This window comes from Candidatus Methylomirabilis sp. (assembly GCA_036000645.1).
In the GTDB taxonomy this organism is placed as follows: Bacteria; Methylomirabilota; Methylomirabilia; order Methylomirabilales; family JACPAU01; genus JACPAU01.
Map to the genome: position 1 here is coordinate 1 of DASYVA010000224.1, position 13561 is coordinate 13561.

Sequence of the window (13561 nt, forward strand, 5' to 3'; positions counted from 1 at the left end):
GGGCGGCATCCGGCGCCACCCGGACCTTTTGTCACACAATGTATCTCGTTTGTATTAGTTGCCGCGCCCCCATCGGGGCGGCCGCGCCGATCCCCGGCCGCGGCAACCCCTCCGGTGATCGGCAGGAGCTCATCTCCGCCGGCTTCCTTGACACCCCCCGGGCCTGCCTTTAGGATGGGGCGGATTTGCGGGCCGCGCTGCTGGCGCGGCGAGGGGACGGATGCTCGCGGCGGTGACCTTCGACTGCTGGCAGACCCTGATCGCCGACGACGCGGCGACCGAGGGGAGGGCTCGCCGCCTCCGCATCGAGGGGTGCCGGGCTGCCCTGGAGCGAGGCGGCTTTCCGCTTCCGGACGGGGCGGTGGCCGCCGCCTATGATGCCGTCGGAGAAGCGCTCGCCACCCTCTGGGCGGGCGGCCGGGACATCTCGACGGAGGCGCAGGTCCGGCTTCTCCTGCGCCAGCTGGATGGGCCGCCGGCCGCCGAGCCCCCGGCGCGCCTGCTGCGGGACCTCTCTGCCGCGTATGCTGGTCCGGTACTGCAGGCCCTGCCGGCCGCCTGCGACGGGGCGGCCGAGGCGTTAGCCTGGGCCGTGGATCGGGGGCTCCGGCTCGGCCTCATCTGCAACACCGGGCGGACGCCGGGGCGGACGCTCCGGCCCGCGCTCGCCCGCCGCCACCTCCTCCGGTACCTGCACGCCTGCACCTTCTCCGACGAGGTCGGCCTCCGCAAGCCGGACCCCATTGTGTTCCGGGCGACGCTGACCGCCCTGGAGGTCCCGGCGGCGGACGCCGTCCACGTGGGGGATGACCCCATCGCCGACGTGGCCGGGGCGAAGCGGGCGGGGCTGCGCGCGGTCTACCTGCGGCGGGAGGCGAACGCGCCCGCTCCGGCCGAGGCCGACGCGATCATCGGCTCGCTCCGGGAGCTCCCGGCCGTCCTGGCGGCGTGGGTGGGAGAAAGGGTCGCATGAGCGGCAGCGAGCTCGTTCTCGTGGTCGTGGGGCTTCTCCTCGGGGGGGCGCTGGTGGCCCTCCTCCTCCGGGCCCGGGGGGGCGAGGGGGGCCTGGCGCAACACATGGCGGGGCTCAGCGAGCGGGTGGGGCAGGTGCGGGCCGACCTCGAGACGCTGGTCCGCCAGCAGGAGGGCCTGCGGGGAGAGGTGGTGGCCGTCCGGGAGCAGGGGCAGGCGGCGCTGCACCAGACCCACCTCAGCCTGCGCCAGGAGATCGCCCAGGCGCGCGAGCTCCTGGCCAAGATCCAGGCGGCGGACACCGAGCGGGAGAAGGCCGAGCGGGAGGCCTACGACGCCCTCAAGCGGCTGGAGGGGATCCTGGCCGGGACGAAGGCCCGGGGGGAGGCGGGGGAGAACCTCCTCGGGCGGATCCTCCTGCAGCTCCCGCCCGACCTCCGCGAGGCCAACTGCGTCATCGGGAACAAGACGGTGGAGTTCGCCCTCCGGCTCCCGCAGGGGCGGGTCCTTCCCATTGACAGCAAGTGGCCTAGCCTGGCGACCCTGGAGGAATGGCAGGCGGCGGAGGACCCGGGGGAGCGCAAACGGCTCGCAGAGACGATCCAGCGGGACGTCAAGCTCAAGGTCCGGGAGGCGGTGAAGTACCTGGACCCGAGCCGAACGGTCGGGATCGGGGTGGTGGCGCTGCCCGACCCGGTCTACGAGGTGTGCGGAGAGGTCCACGGGGAGGCGTTCAAGCAAGGCCTCATCCTGGTCCCGTACTCCCAGGCCGTCCCCCTCCTCCTGGCGCTGTGGCAGGTCATCCTCCGCTTTGCCACCGGCATCGACACGGCCCGGCTCTCCTCCGCCCTCAAGACCATCCTGGATGCCCTGGAGCATATGGAAGAAGAGGTCGAGGGGCGCCTCGCCGGCGCCCTGACCCAGCTGCGCAACAGCCGGGAGGCCCTCCTCCTGCACCTGGAGAAGGCGCGCCGGGGAGCCGGGAACCTTCACCTGGAGAGCCAGGGACCACCGGCCCTGCCGGGGGCCCCGGAGCCCTGAGGCCCGGTCGGCACGCCCTCCGCCCTGTCCGGCGGGGCGCCGTCCACCACCCCCTCTCGCGGAGGTCCCACCCGTGCCCGTCCCGCTGATCCTGTCCCTCGGCGTGTTCCTCGCCACCTACGTCTGCATCGCCCTCGAGAAGGTCAACCGGACGGTGGTCGCCCTCAGCGGGGCCATCCTGCTCCTGATCGCCGATGTCCTCACCCTCAGGGAGGCGGTCACCGAGTACATCCACTGGGAGACGGTGGGCCTCCTGTTCGGGATGTTCACCATTATTACGATTCTGTCCGAGGGGGGCTTCTTCGCCTTCACCGCCCTCTGGGTCGCCCGGAAGCTCCGCTATAACCCCTACCGGATTTTCCTCGTCTTCCCCCTGGTGTCGGGGTTTCTGGCCGCCTTCATGGACAGCATCACGGTCATGCTCTTCTTCGCCACCCTGACCTATGAGCTGGCCCGCCTCCTGAAGTTCGACCCGATCCCGGTGGTGGTGGCGGAGGTGACCCTCGCCAATGTCGGCGGGGCAGCCACGCTGGTCGGGGACCCGCCAAACGTCATCCTGGGGCTGATGCTGGGCTTCTCCTTCAACGACTTCGTGATCCACAACGGCCCCACGGCGGTCGTGGCCGCCGGGGCGGCGATCGCGACCGCGTACTGGGCGAGCCGGAAGCGCCTGGTCCTCTCCACCGACGTGGACCGGGAGGGTCTGGCCCGGATGGACCCGGCCGAGGCCATCCGGGACCCCCGCCTCTTCCGGTGGGGGCTCATCGCCTTCCTGGTGGCGGTCCTCTTCCTGGTGGTCCACAAGTCGGTGGAGGAGCTGGGGATCCCCCTCACGGCCGCCCTGGCCCCCCTCATCCCCGCCTTCGTGGTCCTCTTCGCCGGGGGGCATAAGACGGAGGCCATCTTGCGGAAGGTGGACTATGAGGTCCTCCTCTTCTTCATCGGGCTGTTCATCGTGGTGGGGGGTCTGGAGAAGACGGGGGCGATCGGGGGCCTCGCCCGCGCCGGCGCCGACCTCTTTCGGGAGCAGTTCCTGGCCCTCCTCTCCACCCTGATGTGGTTCTCCGCGGTGGCCTCCGCCATCGTGGACAACGTCCCCTTCGCGCTGAGCATGGCGTATGTGATCAAGGGGATCGCCGGTGAGCCCGGGGTGCCGGCCCTGGCCATCATGGTCTGGGCGGTCTCGCTCGGGACGGACATCGGAGGGAACGCGACCCCGATCGGCGCCTCGGCGAACGTGGTCGCCTACACCTCGATGGAGAAGAAGGGGGTCCTGATCGGGTGGGGGCGCTGGATGCGCCTCGCCATCCCGCCCACCCTGGTGGCCCTCGTCATCTGTAACCTGGGAATAGCGATCAAGCTCTGGCTGCGGTTCTGGTAGGGGGGGCCATGCGAGTGCTCTTTTGCGTGGATGGGTCGGGCCTGGCCCTGCAGGCGGCGGCGGGTGCAGCCCGGCTCCTGAAAGGCCTCCGGCCCGAGGCGACGGTGCTGCATGTCCTCCCGGAGGTGGACGATCGCCTGCGCCACTACGAGCGGCTGCACGAGGAGGAGCTGCGGGACATCGAGCGCCAGTTCGGCGCCAAGGGTCCTTCCCCGGACACGGCGACGGGCGATGCCCAGGAGGCCCTCCGCCGGGAAGGCCTCGAGGCGGCCCGGAAGCTGCGCTCGGGGGAGCCTGTGGAACAAATCGTGCAGGAGGCCCGTGAGGGGGCGTACGACCTGGTCGTGGTAGGATCGCACGGAAGAACCGGCCTCACGAGCCTCCTCCTGGGGAGCGTGAGCCGGGGGGTCGTGGAGCGCTCGGCAGCCCCGGTGCTGGTCGTAAAGGCGCGGCCGGCCTGAGGCCGCGGGGACGCCATGGGAGGACGGGAGACGGTCGGGACCATCCTACGGGAGCGCCGGGAGGCGAAGGGGCTGACCCGGGAGCAGGCCGCCGAGGCCACCCGGATCAAGCCGGTCTTCCTTCAGGCGATGGAGGAGGACGACTACCGGTTCCTCCCCGATGAGCTGTACGTCGTCCGCTTCCTCCACGAGTACGCCGCCTTCCTCGGCCTGGACGCCACCGGCCTCGGGAGCCAGTTCCTCAAGCAGGTCAGCCATGCCCAGGCGGCGGGGACGGCCGGCCTCGCCGCCAAAGAGCCGGTCCGGCTCTCGGTCCGCCGCCTCTTCCCCGCTGCCGTGGTCCTGCTCGCCGCGGTGCCGGCCCTGGTCATCGGCTACTCCCTCTACACGCAGGGGGGAAGGCCCACCCCCTCCCGGCCCGTGCCCACCCGCGCCGCCGCCGGTGCGCCGGCGGAGCCCGCCGTCCTCCCCCCGCCCCCCGCGAAGATGCCCGCCATCCCCGCCCCGGGCCCGGAGGGGCACCTCCTCCGCATCCAGGCCACCGATGTCACCTGGCTGACCGTGACCATTGACGGGCGGGAGGTCCGGGATGTGCTGCTGCGGCCCGGGGACACGGTCCAGTGGCGGGCGCGGGACCGCTACCACATTACGGTCGGTAATGCGGGCGGCATCCACCTTACGCTCAACGGCCAGGCCCTCCCCCCGCTCGGTCGCCCCGGCCAGGTCCTCCGCAACGTCCCCATTCCTCCTGCCGCCGAGGCTGCCCTGGAGTAAGCTTCCTTCGGGAGAGCCTGGCTCTCCCCCCGCCGGCGAGAGACGAGCGGATCGGGACGAGCCAGGGTATACTGCCCCCATGGGGTTCCTGGTCCGGGTTCTGGTGAACGCGCTCGCAATCCTCGTTGCCGCCGGGGTGGTCCCGGGGATCGAGCTCAGCGGGGCCGGGGCGGCCCTGGGGGCGGGCCTCGTCCTCGGCCTCATCAATGCGCTCATCCGCCCCATCCTCCTGCTCCTGACCCTCCCGCTGACCCTTCTCACCCTCGGCCTCTTCCTCTTCGTCCTGAACGCCTTCTGCCTGTGGCTCACCTCGACCCTGGTGAAGGGGTTTGTGGTCCAGGGCTTCGGGGCGGCGCTCCTCGGCGCCCTCTTGGTCAGCGGGGTGAGCTGGCTCCTGACCGCCTTCCTCAGCGACCGGGGGCAGATCGTCGTGATCACCCGCCGGCCGCCGCCCGATACGGACAGGGCCTAGTTGCGCCCCGGATCGGACACCAGGGCCCATCAGCCGCGCGCCGGGCGCGCTACTCTGGCTCTCCTCCCGAGGGCCGCCCCAGCAGCTCGGTGACCCTTTCCAGCCCCTGCTCCCGGCGGACCTGCGCCACGAAGGCGCCGATCTGGTCCCCCCGCTCCCTCGGCAGGTCCACGAAGCTCAGTCCCATCCCCTGGGGGTAGCTCCGGCCCGGCTCGGGATTGCTCCAGATCACCCGGCCCAGGACCCGGAACGGCTCGGGGACGCCCGGGAGATGGAACCGGACGGTGAGGGTCCGATTCACCGGCAGGGGCTCGGCCGTGCGGATGAAGACCCCTCGGCAGCTCAAATTCGCCGCTCGCCTGCCCCGGACGGCCTCTGCATCGACCTGGACTTCCGGCGCGTCCCGGGCATCCGGCTGCCCCTTCCTGGTCACGACGGCCTCGACGAAGGCCCGAGCGAGCGTCTGCCCGAAGGCGATTCCATGGGGGACCACCGTCCCCCCGGGATTCGCCGGCTCCGGCTTCCCCACCCAGACAACGTGACCGGTCCGGGAGGCCTCGCCCACCTGGGTGTCGAGCTGCACAGCGAGCTGGCTCCCCGGAGGCAGCGCCCGGGAGAGCAGCAGAAGCGTGCCCCCTTCGCTCAGATTCCGGGTCTTCCCCTCCAGTTCCTGCGGCGCTCCGCCGGGGTCCTGGAGCCGGCAGAGCGCCCGCAGGAACGCCCGGAACCGGGCGGACTGGCGCTTGCGGGCCTGGGGAGCCTGCGGGGAGCTCGGAGGAGGGGAGACCGCGCTAGCCATGGGCACCCTGGACAGCCAGCTGGCCGATGAGGCGCTCCCAGCGGAGCCGGTCGCCGTGGCGGTGGAGCTGCGTGAGGGTGATTCCCGCCCTGTCGTTGTCGACCGTCTTTTGGATCCAGGCGATGCGACCCCCGCCCTCGACTGACCCGAAAGGGGTCTCCACCCGAACGTGGATGTCGCTCCCGGGGGTCGGTGGCTCCTCAAGGATGAGCAGGAGCCCCGCGCTGGAGATGTTCACCGTCTCGGCGGGGAGCCCCTGCGCCCCCCGCCGTTCTGCCCACCACGCCGGCAGGCAGGTCGTGTAGCGGGGATGGCGGCGGCTGGAGGGGGAAAAGGCCCCAGCTTGGGGAGGGCCGCCGCCAACGAGTTCCTGGCGGCGCAAGGTTCGCGGGGGGCTTCTTCTGGGCGGTGGCGAGCCGGGTCCCGGAGGGGGTCGGTCGGCCCTGGGGGCCGCTCCTTCCGCCGTGAGCCGCCTCAAGCGGAGCCGGTCTTCCTCCGTGAGGGGCGCCTCCGCCCGGCACATCGGGCAGACAACGGTCCGCCGGGTGAAGTACTGGGTGGGGTGCCCCCGGATCTGGAAGCCGCAGGAGGGGCAGCGGAGGATCTCCTCCATCGACCCAATCCTTGCCCCTGGTCTTAGGGCTGGAGGTGGTGCACCTCGCGAAGGCAAGCCCGGTACAGGCGGTCGTACTCGTCCCCATGGCCGCTTCTGGCGTTGAGACCCAGCCGGCCAGCGCGGGCCCGCTCCTTGAACTCCCGGTCGGCGCAGTTCTCGGCCGGGAGGTTCCGCGTCTCCTCAACTTGCGCAACCGGAACCGGATTCACAGAGCCTGGCAGCGCCTGGGCATGGGCAGGCCGGGAGCCGCTGAGCAGCAAGCCGAAAACCACCCCAAACAGCACGGCGAACACCGCAGCACCCTCCTCCCCCGTCCTGTGGAGCCTCTCGCTTGGCGGGGGGCTCTGCTGTTCCAGCCAGGAAGGGTGCAGCCCGCGTGCCAGACTGGGCGGCCCCGCGCTTACAGGCCTGGAGCCAGGCCTGTCTGCCCGCACCGGGGCTAGATCCAGGGGGTGATGGCGGGGAAGGCGACGACGTGGGTGGGGAGGGCGACCACCCGGACGCGGGACCGGGGCTCCAGGTACAGGGTGGAGGCCTGGTTGCTGTGGAGCATCATGCCGGAGGGGAGGCTGACGGTGAAGAGGTTGTCGGCCCCCCGGAACTGGCGCGAGGCCACGATGGCGTTCCCCTCGACGTCGGGGATGAGGTCAATGTCGTCGGGGCGGATCATGACCTCGACCTTCGCGCCGAGGGGGAACCCGGGCCGGTTCGGCAGGATGCCGATCTCCGTGGCGATCCCTTCCTCCGTCACCATCCCCGGGAGGAAGTCGGCCTTGCCCACGAAGTGGGCGACGAACCGGGTCGCCGGCAGGTGGTAGATCTCCTCGGGGCGATCGAGCTGTTCCAGGTGCCCCCGGTTCAGGACCCCGACCCGGTCGGCGATCATGAAGGCCTCCTCCTGGTCGTGGGTTACGAACAGGGTGGTGCTTCCCGTCTGGCGCAGGATCAGGTGGAGGTCCTGCCGCACCTGGGCGCGCATGTCGGCGTCCAGGTTGCTGAGCGGCTCGTCCAGGAGGAGGATGGCCGGCCGGGGGGCCAAGGCCCGGCCGAGGGCCACCCGCTGCTGCTGCCCCCCTGAGAGCTCGTGGGGGAAGCGGCTGGCCAGCTCCCGCAGACCGACCAGGACCAGCACCTCCTCCAGCCGCTCCGCTTTGGCCTTCGGCTCCATGCCCGCCAGGCCGAAGCCGATGTTGCTCTCCACGGTCAGGTGAGGGAACAGGGCATAGTCCTGGAAGACCATCCCCACCCCCCGGCGCTCCGGAGCCAGCCCCCAGGGCCCGTCGGCGACGAGCTTCCCCGCGATCTCGATCTTGCCGGTGTCGGCCCGCTCGAATCCGGCGATGAGCCGGAGGGTCGTGGTCTTGCCGCAGCCGCTCGGGCCCAGGAGGGCGAGGATCTCCCCGTGCTCCACCTCCAGGGTGAGCTGGTCCACGGCCGGGAGATCCTCCGGGCGGTATCGCTTGGTGACGTGGTCCAGCCGGATGACGCTCACGGACCCTCCGCCCGCCACGGGGGCGGGGCGGCTCAGGAGTAGCACGGGCCCCTCCGCCTGGCAACGGGGCCGCGCGCCTCAGGGGAGCGCGATCAGGCGGCGCCCGGCGAGCACGACGCCGAGCCAGGGGAGGGCGATGCTGGCGACAAGGGCGAGGGCGAGGGCCGCGGCCCCCGGCTCCGGCCCCACGTCCATCGTGTGGATCCAGACCCGGACCGGCAGCGTATCGAAGCCGGGGGGCCGCAGGATCAGGGTGGCGGCCAGCTCGCGCATGCAGAGGATGAACGTGAGCAGCCACCCCCCCAGGAGGCCGGGCCGGATAAGGGGGAGGGTCACCTCCCGGAAGGTGGCCATGCTCCCCCGCCCGAGCGTCCGCGCCGCCTCCTCGAGCGAGACCGGCAGCTGGGCGAGCGCCGCCTTGACCGCCTGCAGCGCCGGGGTCAGGAACAGGACCAGGTACCCGGCCACCACCACGGCTGCGGTGGCGTAAAGCCAGGGGAGCATCCCGCTGAAGAACCCGACCATCCCCAGGCCGAGGACCGTCCCCGGAATCGCGTAGCCCACCTGGCAGAGGGTGGAGAGGCCGAAGGCCGTCCCGCGGCGCTCCTGAAGCCAGGCGATGGCCAGGGCGAGCAGAAGGGCGGCCGTGGCCCCGCCGCTCGCGGTCCAGAGGCTATTGAGGAAGTAGGGCGCTTGACCCCAGAGGAATGTCCCCAGGGCGGCGGGCCGCATCCGGGCCGCCTGGATGGCCAGGACGGTGATCGGGAGGAGAAAGGAGGCCGCCAGAACCAGGACGACGAAGAAGAGGGCCGGCAGGCGCGCCCGGCCGAGGGGGACCGGGCGGGGGGGGCGGGCGGCGCTTCCGATCTGGACGTAGCCGGCCCGCCCGAGCAGGCGGCGTTGGAGGGCGAGGACCAGGAGCGTGATCCCCGTCAGGATCAGGGAGAGGCCGGCCGGAACACCCCAGTCCAACGTTCCCTGCACGTAGTCGTAGATGATGGTGGTCAGGGTCCGGACCCGAAGGAGCGAGACCACTCCGAAGTCGGCCCAGACGTAGAGGAAGACCATGAGACTTCCGGCCAGCAGGGCCGGGCGCAGCAGGGGGAGCGTGATGCGGCGGAAGGCCTGCCAGGGGCTGAGACCGGCTCCCCGGGCCGCCTCCACCAGGGCCGGGTTGACCCGCTCGAGCGCCGCCTCCACCAGGAGGTAGATGTACGGGAAGGTGAAGAGGCCGAGAACCCATCCCGCGCCGGCAAGACCGTAGATGGGGATGACGCCCACCTGCTGGGCCGGAAGTCCAAGGAGGCCTGCGACGGTCAGGTCCAGGGGCCCGCCGGGCGCCAGGAGGAGCTGATAGACGAGGGCGCCGATGTACGGCGGGATCGTGAGCGGGAGGGGGGCGAGCCACCGGAGCAGATGGCGGCCCGGGAGGTCGGACCGGGCCACCAGGTAGGCGAGGGGGACGGCGAGCGCGAGGGCGAAGGCGGTCGTGCCCACCGCCAGCAGGAAGGTGCGACCGATCACCGCGGGGAGCCCGAGCGGCTCCACCCGGAGGAAGAACTCGCCCGCTCCCTGGCGCGCTCCCATCCAGGCTAGGAAGAGGAGGGGTCCCAGGATCAGGACCGCCACCGGGGCGCCCACCGCGGGGGCGAGCAGCGGCCGCGACCTCCCCCGGAGCGCGAGGGCCAGCGTCATGGAGCCTACGGGATGAACACGCTGCCGAACAGCCGCTCGACCTTGGGTTCGAATTCCGCCAACTCGATCTGGGTGACGGCGGCCTTCTTGAACTGCCCGAGTCCCCGGATGCCCCGGTCCCCTCCGACGAGGGCCACCTGGGGGAGGAGCGGGATCTCGAACTCTCCTTCGACCAGGAGGCGGTTGCCGGCCGGCTTCAGGAGGAAGTCGATGAGGGCTCGCGCCTCGGCCGGGTGCGGGGCCCCCTTGATGATCCCTGCCGTGATGGAGAAGACGGGGGTCCCCATCCCGTGCGGTCCCTGGTCCGGATAGACAATGGCGATGGGGCTCCGGGGGTCCTCCTGGAGCTGCAGCATGTAGTAGTAGTGGTTGGTGATGCCGACGGCTACTTCGCCCCGCGCGACGGCGTGCCGGACCTCGGTGTTGTTCTTCAGGACCTTCAGGCCGTTGGCGCGCAGGCCGTCCACGTACTGGCGCGTCGCTGCTTCCCCCTTGAGGGCCAGCAGGGCCGCCAGCCAGCCCACCGTCGTGCGCTCCCCCATGGACGCGACGGCCACCTGGCCCTTCCAGCGCGGGGCGGTCAGGTCGAAGTAGGACTGGGGAGCCTCGGCGGCTTTCACCCGGTCGGTGTTGTAGATCAGCACCCGGACGCGGCCCGTGATCCCCACCCAGGCATGGTCGGGGGCCCGGAACTCTTCCGGCAGTTCCCGGGCGTGCGGCGAGGCGTACGCCTCGAGGAGCCCTTTCTGCCTGAGGAGCTCCGTGATGCCGGCCGCCGTCCCGAGGAACACGTCCCCCTTGGGGCTGCCCCGCTCGAGTTCGACCCGGCGGGCGAGCTCGCCGGCCGCCGCGGTCAGGAGGGTCACCCGGATCCCCGTCTCCTTCTGGAAGGCCTCGATCGCGGGGCGGATGAGTTCCTCCTTCCGGGCCGAGTAGAGGGTGAGCTCGCGGGCCCCCGCCAGCGCCGGAGCCAGGAGGGTTCCCGCGGCCATCGCCGCCGCCAGCAGACCTGCCCCCTGCCATCCTCTCCGCTGCTGCTCCTTCTGCCCCACACTCATCACTGGATCCTCCCTTTCCTTCGGTTCCCCGCCAGCTCCTCCGTCCCGATGCTGGCATCACAGTCGAACTCGCAAGCGGGGCAGGTGGTCGGGGTCTCGCACCCCCGCCGGTACGCCCGAAACCGGGCGAGTGTCTCCTGGATCGCGGGGTCGGCCTCCTGGAAGAATCGGATCAGGTCCACGAGGCGATCCACGGTTTGTGCGCTTACGAAGTGTTCCAGCAAACAGGCGTCGATCAGGGCTTGATTCGGGCTGACCCCGACCACGTCTTCGAGAAACCGCCGGAGGATAGCGAAGCGGCCGCTCACCTGCTTTGCCTGCCGGAGACCGCTCGGGGTCAGGCCCACGCCCTGGTAGCTCTGGTGGCGGATGAATCCCTCCTTGCGGAGGGTCCGGAGGGCTAACGAGACCGCCGCCTTTCCCACCTGCAACCGCTCGGCGACGTCGGTGACCCGGGCGTACCCGCGCTCCGCCTGGAGTTCGTGGATGGCCCGCAAGTAATGCTGCATGCTCGGGCTGAGGGTCAGCGCTCGGTGCCTGCGCGCCAACATCGCATCTCCCCGCGATAGCGTCCAAAGAAAGTTTAGGCCACTAAACATGAGAAGGCTATCCGCGCGGGGACTGAGATGTCAAGGGGGAAATCGGGATGCCGTCCGGTCATGGTGGGCAGTGGTCTTCCCTCCAGGTTATCGGGCGAATCGGCTCCCGGGTTCGAACGCAACTCGGCCCGGGATTTGCACCGGCCGGACGACCGTGAACGCCTCCGCGAGTTCCGCTTCGGGCTTCGCCCTCCTTCCCCGGGGCGCCGCAGCGCCGAGCAGAGCGAGTCGGCAGCTCCCTCGAAGTCTGGCCATTCCCCACGTCTCCGACGGACATCGGGCGCAGCCTCGGCGCTCGGGGTGTCGCGAGCCGGTGTGCTCCGCGTAGCCAGGCCCATGACGTGCGCTTTCAAGGAGCCTTCGTGACCGGCCCTCGCACAGGCGGCGCACCAGCGTTCCTCTCCTTGGTCGGCCTCTTGCTCCCCCTGGCGATGGCTTCACCAAGCTTGGCGCAATCCGCCGGCCTGGTGGTGGGTGTGGTCGTCTCGAGCACCGGTGAGAAGATCCCGGGTGCCTCGATCACCCTCGAAGGGATCGGGAGCACCATGACAGACCCCTTGGGGGCGTTCCGCTTCGGGAACGTTTCTCCGGGGAACTACCGGATCGTGGCAAGCCGGGACGGCTTCTCCACGGAGAGCCGGTACCTGGTCGTCCTCGCGGGGCGGAGGAACGAGATCGTCATCACCCTGGCAGGCTCCGGCCCGCTCGTTTCCCCCTACACGGGGGGGGAGATCGTTGTCCCCATCGAGCGCCGGGGGGCGGCCATTCTGGTGAGGGCCCAGGTGAACGACCAGGTTCCTGGGGTCTTCGTCGTGGACACGGGGGCGACCCTGACCGTGATCTCGCGGCAGGTGGCAGAGTCCGTCGGCATCTGGGCCAGCGCGGAGACGCCGATGATCTCCCTCCGCACAGCGGGGGGGATCATCCAGGCCCCGTTGGTCCAGCTCCAGTCCGTTCGGGTGGGGGAGTTTGAGGCGAGGGAGGTGAAGGCGGTCGTCCTCGACATCCCCGGGTTCCCGCCGCAGATCGCCGGCCTGTTGGGGTTGAGCTTTCTCGGCCGGTTCAAGGTCTCGATTGATGTCGAGAACGGGCGGATGATCCTTGCTCCGCCCTAACGGGGGACGCGGCATGGCGAGCGCCCGGGCCAGAAGAGGGTCGTTGGCGGCGTGGTGCCTGGTGCTGGTCGGGGTCCTCATCATCTTCTCCGTCCAGGGACCGGCGGCCGCCGATGATCCCTGCGAGCGAAAGCTCCTTGACCCGCGTTCGGGCCAGCTCCATTTCCTGGGCATCGAGGTCACCTGGGAGGGGATCGCCGGGCGGGTCAAGAACCAGTCCGGCGACACCGCCCTCGGGGTCAGGGTCTGGGTGAGCTACTACCTGAGCCGGCGCGGCGGGCTGGCGGCTCAGCAGTGTATCCCGGTGGGCGACTTCCGTCCGGGCGAGGAGCGGGACTTCCAGGCGTCTCCGATCCCCGAGGTGGAGAACGCAGAGGCCTACGCATACACCGCGGATGCCATTGGGTGGAGATAGGGAAAAGCGCGCGTGACCCCTCTTCCTTCCGTGAAGCCGTGTCCCGGCCTCCACCGCAAAGAGCCGGACGCGCCGATCCCGCGCAGGGCCCACCTCGCGCATCACTTTGTAAGCGCCTGCACAATAAATCTGTTCTGGGCGATTGGCGGAACCAGAAAATCTCCGCTTGACAGATGGTCGGTTGGAGATATACCCTACCGGTGTAGGGTATACAAGCACTGCCGGGCCGCTCACGGTATGGAGACGTGCAAAGCGGGGGGGAGCGCCGATGATCGATGCCGAAACCAAGCGTAGCGCCCTGGCGAGACTCAAACGAATCGAGGGACAGGTCGAGGGCATCCAGCGGATGGTGGATGAGGAGAAGTACTGCGTGGATATCCTGCTGCAGCTCTCCGCCGTCCAGGGCGCCCTCGCCCAGGTGAGCCGCCTGCTCCTGGCCCGGCATATCCAGAGTTGCGTGAAGGATGCGGTGACGTCCGGCACCGCCGCGGAGCGGGGGCGCAAGATCGAGGAGCTCGTGGAGGTCTGCTCGCGGTTCGGCCGGCTGGACGGCCGCTAGGGGGGCGAGGAGGCCATGGTCCGCGATCCGGTCTGCGGGATGATGATCGAGGAGAGCGAGGCGGCGGCGGTCGCCCGCCATCACGGGCAGCCCTATTACTTCTGCGCCGCCT

At 70.6% G+C, this 13561-nt stretch carries 16 protein-coding genes; 9 read left to right on the forward strand and 7 right to left on the reverse strand.

Annotated elements, in window-relative coordinates; translation table 11 throughout:
* Nucleotides 1-220 precede the first annotated feature (220 nt).
* The 6 genes from VGT06_12900 (at nt 221) to VGT06_12925 (ending at nt 5101) form a co-directional block, all read left to right on the forward strand.
* Nucleotides 221-973 (forward strand): HAD family hydrolase, encoded by a 753-nt coding sequence (locus VGT06_12900; protein ID HEV8664019.1) that lies wholly within the window; start codon nt 221-223, stop codon nt 971-973.
* A complete protein-coding gene (gene rmuC, locus VGT06_12905; GenBank protein ID HEV8664020.1) occupies nt 970-2013 on the forward strand; it encodes a DNA recombination protein RmuC in 1044 nt (347 codons plus the stop codon). The genes VGT06_12900 and rmuC overlap by 4 nt, the downstream gene beginning before the upstream one ends.
* Before the next feature lie 73 nt (nt 2014-2086).
* On the forward strand, nt 2087-3394 hold the full coding sequence (locus VGT06_12910; protein HEV8664021.1) for an SLC13 family permease: 1308 nt from the start codon (nt 2087-2089) through the stop codon (nt 3392-3394).
* A gap of 8 nt (nt 3395-3402) precedes the next feature.
* A complete protein-coding gene (locus VGT06_12915) occupies nt 3403-3855 on the forward strand; it encodes a universal stress protein (protein HEV8664022.1) in 453 nt (150 codons plus the stop codon).
* 15 nt (nt 3856-3870) lie between these two features.
* Nucleotides 3871-4629, forward strand: coding sequence for a RodZ domain-containing protein (locus VGT06_12920; protein ID HEV8664023.1), 759 nt, complete (start codon nt 3871-3873; stop codon nt 4627-4629).
* Nucleotides 4630-4708: 79 nt separating this feature from the next.
* The gene (locus tag VGT06_12925) at nt 4709-5101 is read left to right on the forward strand and encodes a phage holin family protein (GenBank protein ID HEV8664024.1); all 393 of its coding nucleotides are present in this window, start codon (nt 4709-4711) and stop codon (nt 5099-5101) included.
* A gap of 49 nt (nt 5102-5150) precedes the next feature.
* On the opposite strand, the gene VGT06_12930 is transcribed toward VGT06_12925, so the two are convergent.
* The 7 genes from VGT06_12930 to VGT06_12960 all read right to left on the reverse strand — a co-directional run bounded on the left by VGT06_12930 (nt 5151) and on the right by VGT06_12960 (nt 11270).
* Nucleotides 5151-5900, reverse strand: coding sequence for a PilZ domain-containing protein (locus VGT06_12930; GenBank protein ID HEV8664025.1), 750 nt, complete (start codon nt 5898-5900; stop codon nt 5151-5153).
* On the reverse strand, nt 5893-6513 hold the full coding sequence (locus tag VGT06_12935; protein ID HEV8664026.1) for a PilZ domain-containing protein: 621 nt from the start codon (nt 6511-6513) through the stop codon (nt 5893-5895). The genes VGT06_12930 and VGT06_12935 overlap by 8 nt, the downstream gene beginning before the upstream one ends.
* Before the next feature lie 23 nt (nt 6514-6536).
* On the reverse strand, nt 6537-6809 hold the full coding sequence (locus tag VGT06_12940) for a hypothetical protein (protein HEV8664027.1): 273 nt from the start codon (nt 6807-6809) through the stop codon (nt 6537-6539).
* Nucleotides 6810-6955: 146 nt separating this feature from the next.
* A complete protein-coding gene (locus VGT06_12945; GenBank protein ID HEV8664028.1) occupies nt 6956-8008 on the reverse strand; it encodes an ABC transporter ATP-binding protein in 1053 nt (350 codons plus the stop codon).
* A gap of 78 nt (nt 8009-8086) precedes the next feature.
* Nucleotides 8087-9703 carry an iron ABC transporter permease gene (locus VGT06_12950; protein ID HEV8664029.1) on the reverse strand — a complete coding sequence of 539 codons (1617 nt, stop codon included), beginning with the start codon at nt 9701-9703 and terminating at the stop codon, nt 8087-8089.
* 5 nt (nt 9704-9708) lie between these two features.
* Entirely contained in the window at nt 9709-10761 is a 1053-nt protein-coding gene (locus VGT06_12955) for an extracellular solute-binding protein (protein HEV8664030.1), read from the reverse strand.
* On the reverse strand, nt 10761-11270 hold the full coding sequence (locus VGT06_12960; protein HEV8664031.1) for a metal-dependent transcriptional regulator: 510 nt from the start codon (nt 11268-11270) through the stop codon (nt 10761-10763). Before VGT06_12960 ends, VGT06_12955 begins: the two co-directional genes overlap by 1 nt.
* 536 nt (nt 11271-11806) lie before the next feature.
* Here VGT06_12960 and VGT06_12965 point away from each other — a divergent pair.
* The 3 genes from VGT06_12965 (at nt 11807) to VGT06_12975 (ending at nt 13449) form a co-directional block, all read left to right on the forward strand.
* Nucleotides 11807-12475 (forward strand): TIGR02281 family clan AA aspartic protease, encoded by a 669-nt coding sequence (locus VGT06_12965; GenBank protein ID HEV8664032.1) that lies wholly within the window; start codon nt 11807-11809, stop codon nt 12473-12475.
* Between the two features lie 43 nt (nt 12476-12518).
* Nucleotides 12519-12890, forward strand: coding sequence for a hypothetical protein (locus tag VGT06_12970; GenBank protein ID HEV8664033.1), 372 nt, complete (start codon nt 12519-12521; stop codon nt 12888-12890).
* Between the two features lie 268 nt (nt 12891-13158).
* The gene (locus VGT06_12975) at nt 13159-13449 is read left to right on the forward strand and encodes a metal-sensitive transcriptional regulator (protein ID HEV8664034.1); all 291 of its coding nucleotides are present in this window, start codon (nt 13159-13161) and stop codon (nt 13447-13449) included.
* The last annotated feature ends 112 nt before the right edge of the window (nt 13450-13561 follow it).